At 63.7% G+C, this 16494-nt stretch carries 22 protein-coding genes; 1 reads left to right on the plus strand and 21 read right to left on the minus strand.

What is annotated here, in order from left to right:
• Positions 1-10: 10 nt before the first annotated feature.
• On the minus strand, positions 11-544 hold the full coding sequence (gene rimP, locus KK131_RS01370) for a ribosome maturation factor RimP (protein WP_214554740.1): 534 nt from the start codon (positions 542-544) through the stop codon (positions 11-13).
• Positions 545-1045: 501 nt separating this feature from the next.
• Between rimP and KK131_RS01375 the strand changes: the two genes are divergently transcribed.
• Entirely contained in the window at positions 1046-2161 is a 1116-nt protein-coding gene (locus tag KK131_RS01375) for an acyltransferase (RefSeq protein ID WP_214554742.1), read from the plus strand.
• Here KK131_RS01375 and KK131_RS01380 read toward each other — a convergent pair.
• The 20 genes from KK131_RS01380 to KK131_RS01475 form a co-directional block, all read right to left on the minus strand.
• Entirely contained in the window at positions 2142-3923 is a 1782-nt protein-coding gene (locus KK131_RS01380) for a hypothetical protein (RefSeq protein WP_214554744.1), read from the minus strand. The genes KK131_RS01375 and KK131_RS01380 overlap by 20 nt on opposite strands.
• A gap of 70 nt (positions 3924-3993) precedes the next feature.
• Positions 3994-4692, minus strand: a complete 699-nt coding sequence (locus tag KK131_RS01385) for a hypothetical protein (protein ID WP_214554745.1) — start codon at positions 4690-4692, stop codon at positions 3994-3996.
• 2 nt (positions 4693-4694) lie between these two features.
• Positions 4695-5231, minus strand: coding sequence for a hypothetical protein (locus KK131_RS01390; protein WP_214554746.1), 537 nt, complete (start codon positions 5229-5231; stop codon positions 4695-4697).
• A 63-nt stretch (positions 5232-5294) separates the two neighbouring features.
• Complete coding sequence (locus KK131_RS01395) at positions 5295-5936, minus strand: DUF2612 domain-containing protein (RefSeq protein ID WP_214554747.1); 642 nt, start codon at positions 5934-5936, stop codon at positions 5295-5297.
• On the minus strand, positions 5936-7114 hold the full coding sequence (locus KK131_RS01400; RefSeq protein ID WP_214554748.1) for a baseplate J/gp47 family protein: 1179 nt from the start codon (positions 7112-7114) through the stop codon (positions 5936-5938). The genes KK131_RS01395 and KK131_RS01400 overlap by 1 nt, the downstream gene beginning before the upstream one ends.
• Position 7115: 1 nt before the next feature.
• On the minus strand, positions 7116-7469 hold the full coding sequence (locus tag KK131_RS01405) for a hypothetical protein (protein ID WP_214554750.1): 354 nt from the start codon (positions 7467-7469) through the stop codon (positions 7116-7118).
• A 62-nt stretch (positions 7470-7531) separates the two neighbouring features.
• Complete coding sequence (locus tag KK131_RS01410) at positions 7532-7837, minus strand: hypothetical protein (protein ID WP_214554752.1); 306 nt, start codon at positions 7835-7837, stop codon at positions 7532-7534.
• A gap of 34 nt (positions 7838-7871) precedes the next feature.
• Complete coding sequence (locus KK131_RS01415) at positions 7872-8549, minus strand: Gp138 family membrane-puncturing spike protein (RefSeq protein WP_214554754.1); 678 nt, start codon at positions 8547-8549, stop codon at positions 7872-7874.
• Positions 8542-9489 carry a hypothetical protein gene (locus tag KK131_RS01420; protein WP_214554756.1) on the minus strand — a complete coding sequence of 316 codons (948 nt, stop codon included), beginning with the start codon at positions 9487-9489 and terminating at the stop codon, positions 8542-8544. Before KK131_RS01420 ends, KK131_RS01415 begins: the two co-directional genes overlap by 8 nt.
• Positions 9486-9800, minus strand: coding sequence for a hypothetical protein (locus tag KK131_RS01425; protein WP_214554758.1), 315 nt, complete (start codon positions 9798-9800; stop codon positions 9486-9488). The genes KK131_RS01420 and KK131_RS01425 overlap by 4 nt, the downstream gene beginning before the upstream one ends.
• Before the next feature lie 3 nt (positions 9801-9803).
• The gene (locus KK131_RS01430) at positions 9804-10394 is read right to left on the minus strand and encodes a phage baseplate protein (protein ID WP_214554760.1); all 591 of its coding nucleotides are present in this window, start codon (positions 10392-10394) and stop codon (positions 9804-9806) included.
• On the minus strand, positions 10391-12124 hold the full coding sequence (locus KK131_RS01435; protein ID WP_214554762.1) for a hypothetical protein: 1734 nt from the start codon (positions 12122-12124) through the stop codon (positions 10391-10393). Before KK131_RS01435 ends, KK131_RS01430 begins: the two co-directional genes overlap by 4 nt.
• On the minus strand, positions 12121-12300 hold the full coding sequence (locus KK131_RS01440) for a hypothetical protein (protein WP_214556718.1): 180 nt from the start codon (positions 12298-12300) through the stop codon (positions 12121-12123). The genes KK131_RS01435 and KK131_RS01440 overlap by 4 nt, the downstream gene beginning before the upstream one ends.
• Positions 12297-12704 (minus strand): phage tail assembly chaperone, encoded by a 408-nt coding sequence (locus KK131_RS01445; RefSeq protein ID WP_214554763.1) that lies wholly within the window; start codon positions 12702-12704, stop codon positions 12297-12299. The genes KK131_RS01440 and KK131_RS01445 overlap by 4 nt, the downstream gene beginning before the upstream one ends.
• Positions 12705-12706: 2 nt before the next feature.
• Positions 12707-13150, minus strand: a complete 444-nt coding sequence (locus KK131_RS01450) for a phage protein (RefSeq protein ID WP_214554764.1) — start codon at positions 13148-13150, stop codon at positions 12707-12709.
• 10 nt (positions 13151-13160) lie between these two features.
• Positions 13161-14648 carry a DUF3383 domain-containing protein gene (locus KK131_RS01455; protein ID WP_214554765.1) on the minus strand — a complete coding sequence of 496 codons (1488 nt, stop codon included), beginning with the start codon at positions 14646-14648 and terminating at the stop codon, positions 13161-13163.
• 11 nt (positions 14649-14659) lie between these two features.
• Positions 14660-15220 (minus strand): hypothetical protein, encoded by a 561-nt coding sequence (locus KK131_RS01460; RefSeq protein WP_214554766.1) that lies wholly within the window; start codon positions 15218-15220, stop codon positions 14660-14662.
• Positions 15221-15223: 3 nt separating this feature from the next.
• Positions 15224-15598 (minus strand): hypothetical protein, encoded by a 375-nt coding sequence (locus tag KK131_RS01465; protein WP_214554767.1) that lies wholly within the window; start codon positions 15596-15598, stop codon positions 15224-15226.
• A gap of 4 nt (positions 15599-15602) precedes the next feature.
• Positions 15603-16058, minus strand: a complete 456-nt coding sequence (locus tag KK131_RS01470; RefSeq protein ID WP_214554768.1) for a hypothetical protein — start codon at positions 16056-16058, stop codon at positions 15603-15605.
• A 37-nt stretch (positions 16059-16095) separates the two neighbouring features.
• Entirely contained in the window at positions 16096-16485 is a 390-nt protein-coding gene (locus tag KK131_RS01475; protein WP_214554769.1) for a DUF4054 domain-containing protein, read from the minus strand.
• Between the last annotated feature and the right edge of the window lie 9 nt (positions 16486-16494).

The following is a 16494-nucleotide window of genomic DNA, read 5'->3' on the forward strand; positions in this document are numbered from 1 at the left end:
GCCGCACTGATTACTTCTTGCCGGGCGTCTTGCCGCCGCGCTTGGGCTGCGGCGCGTAACCGAGCGCCACCCAATCCGGCACCACACGCGCACTTTCCACCAGCGCGTGATCGAATTCGAACGTCTTGCCTTCGGCTTCCAGCACGATGTGATCGCCTTCCACCGAAACCAGCTTGCCGCGCAGGCGACGGCGGCCTTCCAGCGGCGCCTTCAGCAGCAATTTCACTTCCTGCCCGCTGGCCCGCGCAAACTGTGCGGCGGTGAACAGCGGTCGATCCAGCCCCGGCGAGGAAACTTCCAGCACGTAATGGCCGGGGATCGGATCCTCCACGTCCAGCAAAGCGGACAGTTCGCGGCTGGCGGCTTCGCAATCCTCGATGCCGACCTCGCGACGTTCGCCGTCGCCCGTTTCCCTGTCCAGCAAATCCAGGTAGACGCGCAGGGTACTCTGCCCGTGCGACGGGGTGAACTCCACGCCGAGGCATTCCAGGCCCAGATCGGCCAGTACCTCGCTGAAGCGTTGTGCCAGTGCCTGTGTATCCATGGGTAGCCTTCCCAGATCACTCTTTCCGAACAGCAGAAACAAAAAATGGGCTCCAACGGCCCATTTCCCTATCATGCCGATGTTCCTCCTCTGCGAGCAGCTCTTTCCGGCGCCAGCGGCCGCCAACGGCAGCCCGGCGCAACGCCTCCATGCGCCCAACAAAAAAGCCTCACGAGGAGGCTTTCTTGCATCAAGAAAGATCTGGTAGCGGGGGCAGGCTCCGTGCTCTATCTAACAGAGCCTCTTCGCATACCGCTCCTACCCGCTCAGGATCGCGAATGATACACGCGTGTTCTGCTGGCTTGCAACATTCGTCGAAAGCGCCCCGGCCACCGGCCCGCGCCTGAACGCACGTCGCCTTTGCTGACTATCGCCGGATGAGGCCTGACGGCCGGGGCGTGACCATTGTCCTGAAGTCACCGATACTGTGATGTAGGCCAGCTCCCGTTTTCGTGTAGGTCTGTTGACTAAGTAAGCTCACCCATCCCGCCGGATTCCGTCATGCATTGGAAGCGCTACCCTCTTTCGGAGGTAATCGGCTCGCGCGACAACAACTTCGACTTGTTGCGTCTGATTGCCGCCCTGCTGGTCATGTTCGGACACTCGTTCTGGATTCAGCCCGCGGCAGGACGCCATGAGCCGATTCTGGCGTTTACTGGCATCGAGTACAGCGGAAGCATCGCGGTCTACACGTTCTTCCTGATCAGCGGCATACTGGTATCGGCAAGCTATGACCGGCAGCGTTCGTTGTGGAAGTTCATCATGTTGCGGGTGAGCCGTATCTATCCCGCCATGTTCGTGTGCGTTGCCCTCGTCGCCTACCTTCTCTACCCCATCCTTCGCGGCGTCAGTTTCAGTGACGCGTTCCACGATCCGCTGGTTTGGCGTTACTTCTCCGTCAATGCAGAGATGTTTCGCGGAACAATTCGCTACCTCCCCGTGATCTTTCAGGATGTAGCGATCAAGGACGCGGTGAACCCCTCATTGTGGACACTATCCATCGAGATGAAGTGTTACGCGCTCGTGGCCGTGGCTGGCCTGCTTGGCGCCTTCCGGCATCGCCTGCTGTACCTGCTGGCGAGCGTCGGCGTGTTGATCCTGGTGTGGTGGATGCTCCACTACAACGTGCATTCCGCGCTCCTGGATGGGCTGCAAAAGAACGCGAACGCCTACACCTTCTACCCCGTCCCGTTCTTCGCTTTTGGCATGGGTCTGTATGCCATGCGCCGGCATGTGACGGTATCGTGGCCGGTGGCATTGCTGCTGGTGCTGGCTTATCTGGCGGCGCACAAGACCGCTTTCGGCGCACCACTTCTGTATCTGGCTATCGTCTATGGCGCCTTGTGGATGTCCGCTACCTCGCGCCTGCATAAGCTCCGGCCGTCCCACGACTTGAGCTATGGCGTATACCTGTGGGGCTTCGTGATTCAACAGACCGTCGCGCGGACCTTCCCTCACTTGGACAATCTGATCAGCCTTTTCGTAAGCGTGCCATTCACGCTCGCCGCTGCGTTCCTGTCCTTCGTGCTGGTCGAGCGGCCATTCATCCGGCTGGCCAGAAGTGTCGTGACCTCAAGCCAGCCACGCCAAGCCCTTATCAGACAGCCGCAGCCCTGACCTTCAGCGTTCCTGAAGCAATGTCTACAGTTGCGCCCGTGGGGTTGAACAGAACCACGGTGACCGTATCTGCTGCGCTTACGTATGCGCTCATCATCAAGCCGGCGAGAGACAGGCTAAAGCCCGCTGAGGCAATCTGGCCCATCGCTGCGCCAGTGCACGTCACGGTGGTCGTGGTCGTGCCCATAGACGCTATGCTCGGCGGATCATAGGTCTTGGAGCCGGTGGACATGTGCCACCCGAGTTCGCGCCATACCCCCGGCGTGCCTTGGCCGACGTTCACCCACCCGATGGGATTGCCTGCGGCGCCCGCATTGGTGTTGTAGACGACAGACCCCTTGTACCAAGCTCCGGTCGTAGGAATGGCTGAGCCATAGCCAACCTGCCAGTCGCCGATCGCAATGGTGTGATTCGCGGCAAGTAAAATGGCCTTGCCCGTAATGTCGGTGGCCGGTGACAGGTCGATGATGTTTACCCACTCGTCGCGCGCTTCGAGTAGAGCCTGCGGTCGCAGGCCGGCCCCAACCGTGCCGCCACGCATGCACATATGCAGGCCACCAGCCGGAACGGCTCCATCGTCTGCGTGAATGAGTGTCCACGTTCTCTTGGCGGAACCGGATGGCCCGAAAATAAGTCCAAATGTGGAGTTGAAGTTACCATCGGCAGAGGTATAGCCGTCCGGACCAAGCAGTACATCGGGGACGATGAGCAGTCCGCCGACCCACGACCCCGAGTTGATATTGCGGGACAGCCCGAACTCCGCCCACCTGTTGCCATGGTTGAACTCAGCGACGTATACCTTCCCAGCGAATGAGGCCCCGGGATCTGCGATGCATGGAGACATGGCAAGGTTCCACTGGGCCAGCAGAGTGCCACCATTGATCTGCTGTGCGGTTGCAGTATTGACGCTGCATACGTCAAACCCAGTAGTCATGTTGGCCGTGACCCAATAGGTCGCCTGATTGCATGCCCACGCGGCACCGCCCACCCGCTTGATGTAGTCGTAATGAGCTCCTGCATATTGCGATGTAGTGGGGGTGACCGTTTTCCGCGTGTAGATGAAAGGGCTGCCCATATCGTCTTTTTGGGCGATGCTTACAAAATTCTGCGTCACATCGCCAAACAAGTTCCTCGTCGTCGGGTTATTCCACGTATGCGCCTCTGCATCGAGACCGTCGAATTTCTGCTTGACGTTCCTCGTGGCGTCATAAGCGACGAGTTCCGAGCCCTTTCCTGCCGCAGAGCTGGCGAGGTTGGCGCTAACCTGATCAACCTGCCCCTTGCTTGCCGCCTGCTTGCTTTTCGCAGCATCCGGGACCTGCGGCGACCCGCCGGCCTGAGCGGTGATCACCCAGGCGCCAAGGGTCGCGTTCCACGTCAGCTCGACTTCGCCGTTCGCGAGGATTTCGCCACCCTGCAGCGCCGCATACGCACCGCCGACGATAGGTTGAGCCGTCAATGCGTCCGGCGCGAAGGTGGCAGCTCCGGTGTTGGTTGCTGCGGCGAGGATCCGAAGTTTCAGGCCGTCGGCCATCGAGGTGATCGGCGGCGTGAAGGCAGCGGTGATGGCATTGGCGGTACCCGAGCCTGCAGCATACGGGCCAGCCGTGCTGGCGGCGGCGTTGTCCTTCAGCCACTGCGTGCGATTGAGCAGCGCCTGCGCCGGAAGATTCATCGGGCCGCCAGGCCCGCCGAGCGCAAGTGTCGAGGTCTCAAGCTCAGGCACATCATCGAAGCTGGAAACGGGAGTCAGATTAGGCATGGTCTTCTCTTGGGCAATAAAAAGCCCGCACTAGGCGGGCTGCGTGAGATTGAGTACATCAGGCCCGCTATCAGACGCCCGGCGCCGCATCGCATGCGACGGTAAAAGTGGTCGTGATGACCGCCCCGGTAGATACCTGCTTGATGCGTAACGTCATAGCGAGGCTTGAGCCGTTACCGTTCGCACTGGTCGCGCCGCAAGCTGCACTCATCAGAAACGATCGTGATGCGCTGAGCGATTGATAGGTGGCTGCGGGATTCGTCTTGCTCGCCGGGCCAGATTCAATGACGGTCTCGGTGTATGCAAACTGGATCTGCGAGTCGGATGCCGTCCATCCAGAGGGCAGCCAAGTGCCAGATGCAGGGAATCCAACAATGGTACCGCTTCCGCCACCGCTGGCCACAACGTTAGCGGTGAGCGAGTACGTGCCAGCGCTACTGAATGCCAAGGTCAGATTGACGCTTGCGCCCGGCTGCCCGCCCACGCCCGAGGCCGTTCCAGCGACTGAATAGGTATTCCCCTGAAGCGCTGGGATGTTGTAATGCACCGATCCCTTAGCCGCAAAGATGAATTTCAAATCGACGTTATTGACCTTGTAGTTCGTAAGTGCTGCTTGTGAGCCAAGATATAGCGGAGCAAACAGGTCGCGCAGGTCGGTGTCCACTCCAGCTATTTTCACGGTGTAACCAGTAAGGTCCGCCTTTGCTCCGCTCACATAAGGCTCAAATATCTGGTCTAGCGGCACGTCGTTGACGGTCGGATAAGCCATGATCAGGGCGTCGTGTTGAAGGATGGCGCGCTGACAGCACCAGTGAACGCGGCGCCCGCGAGCTTGGCGAGCTGCGTCGTGGTCGTGGTGATCGACACGTTGCCCGAGCCGTCGAAGTTGACGGCGCCGACGACGACACCGTTGAGCGAGATGTTGCGCGCGGTGGCCAGCTTCAGCGCTGCCACTGCCGTGTCGGTGGTGGAAAGCTTCCCTGCCAGAGCGGCAGCCAGGCCGTCGACGTCAGGGATCGTGATGCTCATGGTCTCGGCCACCGCCAGGATCGCGGCGATGAAGTTGGCCTCGATCGTCGCCGTGGTGCCGTCATCGATGACAGGCTGCACAGCCTTGTCCACGATGAACTGCGCGAGCATGGCGGCCATGAGGCTGGCCTGGCGCCACGTCTTGTTGGCGGCAGCGGACGAGGCGGTGCCCGATACGACACCGGTGGCTGTGGTCGCTGCGGCGGCATAGTCGGCTTGCGTCATCACGTTCGCGCCGGATGCGGCGGCGAATGGCAGGAAATCGTTTTGCAGTGGCATGTCGTCTCCAGGAACGCAAAAGGCGCCCGAAGGCGCCCCGAATGAGAGTGGTGATGCGTCGCGTCAGAGCAGTGACTTGAAGCCGCTCAACGAGAAGCTGCCATCAAGGACCGACGATCCGTCAAGCACCATGCCGACGCCGTAGTTCACGCGCACGCCTGCTGGCTTGACCGGAATGTATCCGCCGGCGATCAGCGCCTTTTTCAGCGCCGAAGGCTCAGGGCCCTTGATGTAGACGTTGAACGACATGTCTCCGTTGTCGTTCAGTTGTACGTAGGTTCCGCTGCCCTCGAATACGCTATTTAGGATCGGCGTTGCCGTGATGATCGTGCCGTCCCAGTTGTTCGCCCCGATCTTGGCGCGCAGGACGAGGCGATAGGTGTCATCGTCCAGCACGGAGATGCTGTCGCTGGGGTCGCCCGTGCTGAACCACACCCCTTGATCCCAGCCAATGCCGGCGGTGTCCCAGGCGAAATAGACATTGCTGACCGGCACGTTGATGCGCCGAGGGATGCCGATCCACAGGCCCAGCACATCGAGCTGCGCGCCGACAGCCGTGTCCAGGTCGAACGCTGCGGTCATGCTGACGAGGAAGTTCTGCGCACCGACGAACGCCCCGGCGACCGCCGATACCATCGACATGAACTTCGGCTTGTCGGCATGCTCGGAAGTGACGAGCTGCGTGTACTCCGTCACGTCAGCCATCAGGTCACCGTCAGCGCGATGTCGGACGTCGAGCACGACGCCACTTCGTTGAAGGCGATCACCACGTCCGACGCGGCGGGCGTTGCCGGCGTGGCCGCGATCGCCAGCGAGGTAATCTCGAACGTCAGGCTGTTCGCGCTTCCGCTCAGGTTGGCCGGCAGATAGAGGCGCGTCAGGATCACGTCGTCGCCGATCTTGAGCGCGTTGATGTAGGCCGCCACCGCCGCCACGATCTGCACGCCGATGTCGGAGTTGTAGCTCGGCAGCGCCTTGATCGTAATCGCAGCGCCGATCGGCACTTCCGTCGGCCGGTAGAAGTTGATCGGGATCACGTTGCCGTAGGTGTCGATCACGGTTTCCGAGGTCGTGCCGAACGTCGGCGTGCCCGGTGGCTTCTTCGCGGCGATGGCCTTGGCAACCACCAGGCTGTCGCCGCCTTCGACGATCATGCTGATGCTATGCGCCGGGATGCCGTTCGCATCGGTCGAGCCGGTGTCGTTCTCGATGGCGGCATAGCGCGTGACGCCCGCCACGCCTGCCACGGCGCCCACGATGCCATCCATGACCGTGAGGGACGGGATGGCCGTGGAGATCGACTGGCGGTAGCGCAGCGAGGCGTCGGACTCGATCGGCGCGCCCGGCACCGAGGCTGTCGCATTGGTCACCGCCTGCCAGCCCAACGTCGGCGTGGCGATTCCCGTCACCGTGCCCGAGGGCGCCGAGACAGCGCCGATCTGCTGGCAGATGGCCGTGACTGTGATGGAGCCGCTCGACGGAATGGTGACGACCGCCGGCAGCGCCCAGCGGTTGTTATTGACGTCGACCGCGACACCGTTGTTGATGACGCGGTAGGCCTGGCCGGTGATAGTGAGGTCGACCGTCGAGTACGTCGGCACCTCGCGGGCAATACCATTGATCTTGACGTTGCTGGACAGCGCCGCGCCTTGCCCGGTGGCTGGGCTGAAGGAGTTGTAGATCGCGATCGCGGCGGCGTTGGCGTCATTGATGGCCGCAGCAATGACCGCGAGGAACTGGCCGTCCTGACTGTCGGCGCCCAGGTAGATGTCGGCGCCGTAGATCGTGCGGTACTGCGACTGCAGGAAATCCAGCACGTCCCCATAGGCTGGGGCGCTGATGCCTGCGGCGGTGATCGTTGGCGCTGTCGTGGTGATGGTCATGTCAGAGCGTCGCCTGTACGGTGGCCGTGCCGTAAATCGTGGAAATCGTCGCGGACACGCTCAGCCGGCGGGACTGGCGGTCGAGCGTGCTGGCATAGGCGTCGATGGACTTCACGCCATCGGTGTCGAGGATCCGCGACTTGAGCGTCGCGTCGTAGACGTTCTGGGTGTACTTGCCGAGCACGTCCGTGCGCCATGGCGTGCCGTCCGTGGTGTCGAGGAACCATTCGCCGGTGAAGAGGCTGAGGCGCGTCTGCACGGCCTGCGCCACGGCCTCGGGCTGATCCCGGTAGAAGTCAGCCTGTTGGTGGCCGAAGACGTAATCACCGTCGGCATCCAGTTTTCGGTAGCGCATGGCGGCTCCAGAAATGAAAAACCCCGCCGGAGCGGGGTTCGAAATATCGGGTTGCAGCAGATTCAGTGGATCGACATCAGGTAGGCGCGGCAGTACTCAGGCCCGGCATGCCGCAGCGCGTCCATGTTGTAGATGCCGTGCGAGCCGTGCTTCTCGTAATCCAGCTGGATGTCGATCTTCTCGCCGATCTGGATGCAGGTATATGCGTGCTGCTCCTCCGGGGTCAGCTCCGCAAAGTCCCGCTGCGTCATGTAGGCCAACTGCTCGTAGATCTTCAATCGCTCCGCCAGCGGCGGCGCCTTCGGCTGCGCTTGCGCGAAGCCAGACGCCGTCACCGCCATCAGGATCAACCCCATCACGTACCGCATGACCCACTCCGCCGACCAAGGCGCCGCCATCCTACTACTGCGGCGGGCCGCTGGTGCCGCTGCCAGTCGTGACGCCAGTATGGACATGGTTCTTCAGGCTCTTGCCGCCACCGACCACGTCCGTTGTCGCAGTGACCGTCTTGTCGCAGTTCACGTCGCCGGTGATGTGCAGCGTTGGCGTGGTGATCGTCATGCCGCCAGGCGCCGTCACGTTCACGATCTGGCCGGCCGGGTCGAGTTCGACGAAGGTCGCCCCGTCGTCACTGCGCAGCTGGGTGGTGCTGCTGCTGATCCCGCTGATCTTGTTGGCCTGCGACATCGGTCCGACGATGACAAAGGCATCGCTCAGGTCGTGCTTGCGCGCGTTCGATGGAGGCTGCACGCCACCGGACTGCGACCACGCGTCGATGGCGCGGCAGGCAAACACGATCAGGCACTCATCGCCAGCCGCCACCGGGAACGTCAGCGTGCAGCCGCCGCCGCGCGGGAACACAACGGGCACGTCCGTCAGCACCGGCAGATTCACCGCGCCGGGCGCGCCGTCCTGTCCCGTGATGACGCCCGCCACCCCGGGCTGCACCGAGGCCGTCACGGTGTCCGCGTCGAACGACACGATCGCGCCAGGAAGCGCCGTCCAGATGCCCTGCTGCAATCCGCCGAGCATGGCCCGCAGCATCACCTCCGGGTCGTCGTACCGCTCGCGGCTATCCATTGGGCACGTCCACAATCGTCGGGCCGACGGCCGGCGCGGTGCCATCCACCGCCACGCAGATCATCGAGGTGTACCACTCCAGCCCGCGCGTATCGCCGACATGCTGCACCACGCGGGAGGTGTAGTAGCCGTCGGCATCCGTGCCCGGCACGACTTCGTTGCCGGCGTAGGGGATGTTGATCTTCAGGCTGGCGATGCTGGCGTTGTCGATCTTGATCTGCCCGCCGGACTTGATGTTCGAGTTCAGCAGCGACCGCACCACGAGGCCCTGAATCGTCATCTCCGGCGTGCCGATCATCCCGGACGCCGAGTTCAGCACGACCGCTTCGCCCGGCAGGAAGCTGGACAGCTTGACGAAGTTGAGCTTGCCATCCTCGATGCTCCACTCGCACCCCTGTTGTTCGGCCAGGTTGCGCAGGTGATCGCGCGTCATACCGTAGCAGGCCATGCCGCGGGACGCCGATTCGGTGCTGAAGTCGGGCTTGTAGCCGGCCGTGACTCCGAAGCTGGAAAGATCTTGCAGCAGCGCGCTGTACAGCTGGTCGGGCGTCCAGCCCTTGGCGAGGGTGCGGTTCGTCGTGGCGAAGTTGTAGGCCGCGTCGCCGTCCTGCGCGAAGATGTGGACGTAGCTGTCCGTCGCGTTCTCGCGCCCCACCTGGATCTGCGCGATCTGCCCCTGAAAGATCAGGCCGACCTCGTCGCCGTAGCCGGCCGACAGCTCCACCCGCGTGAACTCGTTCTGGATCTTGCGCGCCGTGTCCTGGTTCAGGTTGTAGATGCGGATCTCGGCTCGCTTCAGCGTCTGCGCCGTGGTGTTCCTCACTTGGAACCGGATGTGCAGCTCCGACAAGTCGATGCCGTCGTCCGGGTTGGTGGCCACGCCCGGCGCCGTGGTACCGCCCACGATCAGCCTGACCTTGCGCAGGTATTGCTGGGTCACGACTTCACCGCGAAGTAGAGATGGCTCGCGGTACCGAGGTTCGCGTACGTGGGCACGGCATCCGGATCGGCGTCCGTGGATACCGCCAGCCCGCCGCCGATGCCGAGGTAACGGTACTGCGCCAGCAGGTCGGTGCCGGTCACCAGCGGAATGCCCTGCACGATGGGCGTTCCCGCCAACGTGGCGATGTCCAGCACCCAGCCGGCCGAGTTACGCCACTGCACGGTGAGCTGGTAGACCACGTTCGCCAGGGTGATCTGCAGGCGCTGTGGCTGACCGTTCAGCGGGATTTCGAACACCGTCGTTGCCATGAATCAGAGACCCCCGAGAATGGACTGGCTGCCTTGCGAGAGCTGGTACAGGACGCTTTTCACGGGCTGCTTGACGCCCGCATTGGTCACGGGCGCGGTCTTCTCCGGCATGGTCATCACCGACGGCGACTTCAGCGTGGCCGCCTGCGTTTCCACGATGATGATCTGCTGCAGCAGCACGTCGACGATGATCGACTTCTCGGTGGTCTTGTCCGTCACCAGGTCGATGCTGCGGATCAGCATGTTGCTGTAGTTGCGCTTGCCGGTGACCACGTCGAAGGGTTGCCGGCTTTCCTGCAGCTTCAGCAGCATGCTGTAGACGTCGTCGACACTCGGCGCGCCCAGGTCCAGCGAGTACAGCGCGCCGCTGCTGCTCCAGCCATAGCGCAGCGACACCATCGCCGGCTGCTTGTAGGCGTGGTCGGTGATGTTGGCGCCGTTCTGCACCGGGTGGTTCGTGATGACCAGCTCGTCGCGGTGCTTCTCCTCGACCACGACCTGCGGAACGATGCCAGCAATGCTGCGGCCCTGACGGAGCAGGATGTCCTCGACCTGGCCAGCAATGGCGATGCCGGCGCCGCTCAGGATGCTCACGATGCCGCTCCCTTCAGGTTGCGCACGAGCCGATCGTTCGCGCCGTTGATACCGGACACCACCGCGTCTGCCGCGTCCTTCGCCTTGTCGACGCCGTGCATGTTGATCGTGACGGTCTGGTCAACGTTCATGCCCGCCGTCTGCCCCGGAGCAGCTGCCGTGCCGGACCCGCCGAGCATCTCCGCGCTGTACGGGTTCTTGCCGTTTTCCTGCAGGATGATGCCGTTGCGCAGGGCGTTGAGCACGGCTGGATCGTTGAGGTTGAGCGACTTGTTCGCGTCACCGCCGAACATCCCGGCCAGGCGCTGCGTATAGGCGTCCTGATCCGTCGTCGACCAGCGGTGCGCGATCGCCGATGGCGTGTTGATGCCCTGCCGCCCATAGCTGCTCAGGTTGGCATTGATGGCGCCCAGGCCGGCCGCGGCGCTCGGGAAGATGGCGAAACCCGCGGAATCCTGTCCGGTGGCGCCGTGGCGGCGCGCGAACTCGCCGTACTTGATGTTGCCGGGGTTGTTGTTGCGGATGCCTCGGGTCGATCCTGCCGACGGCGGGGCCGCCGAAGCCTCCGGGTCGGTCATGTACCTGTCGGGAATCTTCTCGCCAGTCGATGGATCAAAACCCATGTAATAGGCGAAGTTCTTCAGGAAGTTGTGCAGCGGGCTGTTCTGCTGGCGCGCATCATATGGACCAGTGCCGTTATTGATGGCGGCAGCTTTACCAGCAACAAACTTGCCGAGGCCGTCATGGGCCTTTTCGCGCCACCTCTCCAGCGTCTTGATCGTGTTGATCAAGCCAGTGATGCCTCCCGTCGCCAGATCAATCTCGGTCTTCCAGTTCTTCCAGTCGATCAGGCTTTTCCCGCCTTCCTTCCAGACCTGATAGTCATCCCACAAGGCGACGACGCCGGCGGCCAGTGCGGCGATCCAGACCACGGGGCCGCCCATGACCAGGGCGAGGCCGGCGACGATGCCGGCGGCCCATTTCCCGGTCGTCTTGATGTTCTCTTTCTGCGTGAAGTCCAGCGAGTCCCACCGATGCTTCAGCTCGTCGAACGCGCCGATCAGGGTGGTGCCGACGATCGTGCCGAGGATGCCGGCCGTCGCCTTCATGTCGCGCCAGCCCACCATCAGCTCGTGCGACTTCTTCGTCGCGTCATCGACGCTCAGGCCGAACCGCTGCAGCAGCTTCTGATAGCGCCCGCTGAACTCGCCGACACCCTGCTCCAGCACCATCAGGGTCTTGTAGTCGATACCGAACACGTTGGCGTAGCTGATGGCGCGGTACTGCGGCATGTTGCGCAGCCGCTTGCCGATGTCCTGCATGATGTCGGTCGTGTCACGCAGCGCGCCGTTCACGTCCCGGGTCTGCACGCCGATGCTGCCGAGCAAGCCTTCGCCGCCCGGGTTCTCGCGCAGGAACTTGGCCAGGCCCTCGATCGAGCCGCGCGCCCCCTCGACGCTGGAGCCCATCTGACTAGCGGCGTAGCCGAAGGACTGGATGTTGGCCGCCGACGCTTTCGTGCGCTGCGACATGAAATACAGGTCTTCCAGGCTGCTCGCCATCTTGACCACGGCCGCGGCGACGCTGGCCGCTGCGGCGGCTGCAGCCAAACCCAACTTCGCCACTTCGGTACTGGCGACCTTGACGCCGTCGACGAACTTTCGCTCGCCCGTGGAATCGACCTTGTAGCCCAAAGAAACGAGAAATTCGCGGATTACCTCAGTGCTCATGGTTTCAGTCCTGCGGCAATCACGCGGTTTTCTTCGATCACGTCGAGCGCTTCGTTCATCAGGGCGATGTCAGCGAGGTCGAGCGTCCCATCCTTCAGGCTTTCGTAGCGGCAGAGCTGCCTGACCACGGGCCGGAGCAGCCAGTCCTCTCCGTCGGGAAGGCTGGCCCAGGTCACGCCACCCCGGTCGGCGACAGCGGACTCTTTGCCGCGCCCTTTCCGGGAAAAAAACCGGAGAGGCTGTCCTGGATGACCTTGCCGGCGATCTGCAGCATCACGCTCATGTCGATGTCGTCGAACATCAGCGCCTGGTTCGCGCCGGCGTAGATCGGCGCCCAGGCGGTGCCCTGCTGGCGCTGCACGACCCTCAGGCAGGCTTCGAGGATGAAGTCGCAGTCGGCATCGGTCATGGCGGCGATGCCGACCATCAGCGGCTGCACCAGGTCCTCGAAGCCGGCTTCCCCGCCGACGGCGCCGGCCACGTTCCCCAGAATCGGCACCAGCCGGCGCGAGACGTGGAACTGCTTGAAGGTGTCCATCTTGCCGCTGCGGTAGGTGTTCCCTGCGATCTCGAACTCCATGATCAGTACGTCCCCAGGATCGAGTCGATGGCGATGGCGTTGAACGTCCACTCCATCATCTGGCCTTCCTTGGCGTAGGTCAGGGTCGGCGCCTTCTTGAAGCCGACGCCGCGGCAGCCGGTGCTGTCGTTGCTGCCGGTGTCGGTGATGGTGACGACGTTCTGCCCGTAGACGCGCGAATCCGCCGTCTGCAGGTCGTACATCGCCATCAGCTTGGCGTTCTGCGGCGAGGTCTTGAGCAGGCGCACCGTCAGCGTGCCGGACTTGTCGGCGTGCAGGCTATGCATGCCGGTGCCGTCGGCGCCGATGGTCATGGTGCCCTTGTCGCCGTTTCGCTCGATGGTGATGCCTTCCTCGGCGATGCCGGCACCCTGGCCGATGTTGAAGGCGCCGCCGGGGCCGACGATGGTCGCGTTGACGTTGAGGAAGCTATAGGTATCGGACATGGATCGTTCCTCAGCGGTTGACGTTGATAATGACGTTGGCGAAGTGCACCGCACCGGCCAGCTTGACGGCGCACTGGATCACCGGCGCCTTGCGCGCGGCGCGGTCGGCGCTGCTCTGGGTCGAGATCGGCGCGGCGTAGTTGTAGTAGCCCTTGGCCAGCGTCTGGCCCGAGGTCAGCGCACCCACCGCAGGACCGGTCCAGACGCCCGGCGCGACCAGACCGTTGTTCACCCCAGCCTCGCAGGTGGAGTCCATCGTGGTCACCAGCACGTTGATGCCGGCGTCGGTCTGCGGGATCTTCGTCGGGCTGGTGTAGAGCGCGTTGAAGATGTTGGTCTGCGCCTGATTCTGCAGCCAGTCCAGGCCGTGCACTTCGTCGAAGAAGTAGCCGTTGCACATCACGCCCTGCTGAATGATCGCCGTCGCGTTGTTGTAGTTAATGAAGGCGTTGCAGTTCTTGGCGGTGAGCGCCGCGGCCTGCGACTCGGTCAGCGTCTCGGCCGCGACGCCCGGCTCCTGCTTGAACTTCAGCGTGATCGTCGAGTTCTGCGCGGTGAAATCCACCGTGAAGGCCCGGCCGAACAGGCTGGCGGCGGCATACGGACTGCTGGAGCTGTACTGGATGAAGGTGCGCTTGTACAGCAGCGCCTTCAGCTGGCTGGCGATGTCCGAGGACTGCGCCGGATCGACCACCGCCGCAGCCTGCGTGGTGACGCCGAAGATGCGCGACGGGTTGGCCGCCTCGACATACGCGGCGACTGCCAGGGTGTCCGCATCCGCCTGCGGCGTCACCGGCGCGCAATACAGGCCGTACCAGTCGGTGGACTTGTCAGCGCATGCCTGCACGCCTTCCAGCAGCGTCTCCACCGCCGAGCCGGCCGCCAAGCGCCCGCCCTGCGTGGACTGGAAGCCGAACAGCGGCGCGATGTCGACGCCCGCGCCCGGCGCCGTGGCAAAGGCGACGCTCGACGTGGATCCGGTCGTGGCGCTGGTGATGGTGAAGCGCTGATACGTCGCGTCCCAGGTCACGGTGGCGACACCAGCCATGGCAGTCGTCAGGGTTGCCGCCACGGCGTTGAGGCTGGCATCACCCGCGAAGGAGATGGCGGTTTCGTCAGCGGCAACGCCATCAATCATGATGTCGATGGCACCGGTGGTCACGCTGGTGAAGTTGGTCAGCGTCTGCTGAGAAGCGCTCAGCGTCGGCCCGATGAGCTTGCCGGACGTGGCGGTCTGCGCGTAGCGGCCGACGTAGAGCGTCGAGGGCTGCGGCGACTGGCTGAAATACAGGTCGGCAGCCAGGTACTCCGGCGCGGCGTTGCCGAAGTCGGAAGCCACGGCATCGAGCGTGCTGTAGGTGCGGATGCGCTCCGTGGTGTCGATGACGTCGGACGAGCCGAGGATCAAAAGCGCACCGAAGTTGCGGACCGCTGCCGCCAGGGGCGACATGACGACGCTGACGTTGACGACATCGCCGATGGAAAGACCTTGCGACATGGGATGACTCCTCAGTGGGTATCGGTGACGAGGGTGTCGTCAGCAGACAGGATGTTCAGGATCGGATAGACCGTCGCCACCTTGCGGCGGAAGCGGATCGGGACGTCGCGGCGTTGCACCCATTGCTGGTTCACCAGATCCGGCGCGGTGGTGACTCTGCCGGCCTCGACCAGGTCGATGCCTTGCGCCTGCAGCAGCTCGCGGTTCTGGGCGACGTAGAGGCCGCGGCGCAGCAGCGAGGCGTTCGCCATGCTGTCCGGCCCGTAGAAGCTGGCCAGCACAGCGAACTCTTCCCAGGCCTGCTGCTGATCGGAGCCGTTGCCGGTGCCGTCATGGATCTCGGCCGGGTAATCCATCGGGCTGACCTCGGTGACGCCGATCGCGCACCAGTCGACGCTCGGCTCCGGCTGTTTCGGCACCACCGGCTGCCAACGCGGGCGCACCAGCGAGCCGGCGAGCCCCGTGATACCCACGACAGCGCCCTGCAGCAGCGCGTCCAGCGCAGCGTCAAACAGCGCCGACGACGGCGCCACCGGCGAGACATACCCGCCAGTGGAGGAATCGGTCGGCATCGGTCAGGTCCCTTGAAGGGTCAGCGGCGTGCACAGCGCGCAGGTGAAGCCCGCGCCGTAGGTGGTCCAGTCGGCCAGATCGGTGACGGTGTAGAGGTTGCCCTGCCATTGCACGAGGTCGGCATCCTTGCCGGCGGCGCCCGCGCTCAGCGGCGTCCTGGAGTGCACCATCATGGAGCCGGTGACGAGGCTGGCTTCCGGGAAGCGTTTGAGGATCGATCCGGCGTCATTCGTCACGACCCCAGCAAATGGTGTATCGGTAGGCGTGTTGCTGGCGATGCCGCCGGCATCCACGGTCTGCGCCTGGCGCCGGCGCACGAGCGTCCGGTCCACGAACTCGCGAGAGAACAGGACGCGGGTGACGTTGAGCGAAGGCATGGGCTTACTTTTCCCGGATCACATAGGTGATCGAGTTGCGCAGCTGACCGGTGTCGATCAGTGGTGTCGTGCCGGTACGCCCCCGCCGGCGCCGATTGGCCAGCGTGGATTCTGCAAGGGCCGGCGGCACCCCGGAGTTGATCTTTGCGCGCACCGCGTTCTGGGCGATCAGCCCCGCGGCGTGCATGGCCTTGTCGCCCGCGTCCGACTGGCCGTCCAGCGCCTTGGCGGCTCCTGCCTTCAGCTTGGCCGTGGCGGGCTTCAGCGCCGCCTCGACACCGGGCACCAGAAACGGACGCGCCGGCAGGTTGTTCGTCGGTGAACCGGTCTCCTGGATGTAGCCGATCGCGGCGTTACCCAGCGGCGACCCATCGGCCTCGCGCTGATTCCGTGCATCCTTGGACTCGGGTATGCCGATCAAGACTTCCTTCTTCACCAGATCGTGAATCGACTTCAGCACGTCGGCCAGCCGATCCTTCGTAACGGTGACCCCCACCTCAGCAGCCGCCGAACTGCATGCCGCCGGTACCGCACATGCGGGCGAACTGCAGCAACTGGATGCCGTAACGGGTCATGTTCCAGAAGCCGCCATCCTCGAGCGTGACCGCCGAGGCGTCCATGCTGACCGATACCTTGTCGACCGCTTTCGCCGTGGTCGGCCCGGTGACTTCGCCCGGTGTACTGATCGCCGCGTCCTGTACGGCCTGAGCAGCCAGTACCAGATGGTGCGCGACGAACAGCTCCTGCCCCAGGTTCCACCACGCCCCCCAGCGAGCCTCCGGCAGGGAAATGGACGCCACGTTCAACCAGAACGTCACCGAGCCGTCGGGATACGTGGTCGCATCCGTGAACTCGGGGAAATCCGTGCGGAATTGCGTGACGTCCATCGGCTTCCC

It is taken from the genome of Rhodanobacter sp. LX-99, assembly GCF_018599185.1.
GTDB lineage: Bacteria > Pseudomonadota > Gammaproteobacteria > Xanthomonadales > Rhodanobacteraceae > Rhodanobacter.

Bases quoted from the DNA above. Each gene is read 5' to 3' on its own strand.
- KK131_RS01400 (WP_214554748.1), bottom strand. From the start codon at position 7,114: ATGACCATCACCACGACAGCGCCAACGATCACCGCCGCAGGCATCAGC.
- KK131_RS01395 (WP_214554747.1), bottom strand. From the start codon at position 5,936: ATGGCTGACGTGACGGAGTACACGCAGCTCGTCACTTCCGAGCATGCC.
- rimP (WP_214554740.1), bottom strand. From the start codon at position 544: ATGGATACACAGGCACTGGCACAACGCTTCAGCGAGGTACTGGCCGAT.
- KK131_RS01455 (WP_214554765.1), bottom strand. From the start codon at position 14,648: ATGTCGCAAGGTCTTTCCATCGGCGATGTCGTCAACGTCAGCGTCGTC.
- KK131_RS01390 (WP_214554746.1), bottom strand. From the start codon at position 5,231: ATGCCACTGCAAAACGATTTCCTGCCATTCGCCGCCGCATCCGGCGCG.
- KK131_RS01380 (WP_214554744.1), bottom strand. From the start codon at position 3,923: ATGCCTAATCTGACTCCCGTTTCCAGCTTCGATGATGTGCCTGAGCTT.
- KK131_RS01405 (WP_214554750.1), bottom strand. From the start codon at position 7,469: ATGCGCTACCGAAAACTGGATGCCGACGGTGATTACGTCTTCGGCCAC.
- KK131_RS01435 (WP_214554762.1), bottom strand. From the start codon at position 12,124: ATGAGCACTGAGGTAATCCGCGAATTTCTCGTTTCTTTGGGCTACAAG.
- KK131_RS01415 (WP_214554754.1), bottom strand. From the start codon at position 8,549: ATGGATAGCCGCGAGCGGTACGACGACCCGGAGGTGATGCTGCGGGCC.
- KK131_RS01460 (WP_214554766.1), bottom strand. From the start codon at position 15,220: ATGCCGACCGATTCCTCCACTGGCGGGTATGTCTCGCCGGTGGCGCCG.
- KK131_RS01385 (WP_214554745.1), bottom strand. From the start codon at position 4,692: ATGGCTTATCCGACCGTCAACGACGTGCCGCTAGACCAGATATTTGAG.
- KK131_RS01465 (WP_214554767.1), bottom strand. From the start codon at position 15,598: ATGCCTTCGCTCAACGTCACCCGCGTCCTGTTCTCTCGCGAGTTCGTG.
- KK131_RS01475 (WP_214554769.1), bottom strand. From the start codon at position 16,485: ATGGACGTCACGCAATTCCGCACGGATTTCCCCGAGTTCACGGATGCG.
- KK131_RS01450 (WP_214554764.1), bottom strand. From the start codon at position 13,150: ATGTCCGATACCTATAGCTTCCTCAACGTCAACGCGACCATCGTCGGC.
- KK131_RS01410 (WP_214554752.1), bottom strand. From the start codon at position 7,837: ATGCGGTACGTGATGGGGTTGATCCTGATGGCGGTGACGGCGTCTGGC.
- KK131_RS01445 (WP_214554763.1), bottom strand. From the start codon at position 12,704: ATGGAGTTCGAGATCGCAGGGAACACCTACCGCAGCGGCAAGATGGAC.
- KK131_RS01425 (WP_214554758.1), bottom strand. From the start codon at position 9,800: ATGGCAACGACGGTGTTCGAAATCCCGCTGAACGGTCAGCCACAGCGC.
- KK131_RS01375 (WP_214554742.1), top strand. From the start codon at position 1,046: ATGCATTGGAAGCGCTACCCTCTTTCGGAGGTAATCGGCTCGCGCGAC.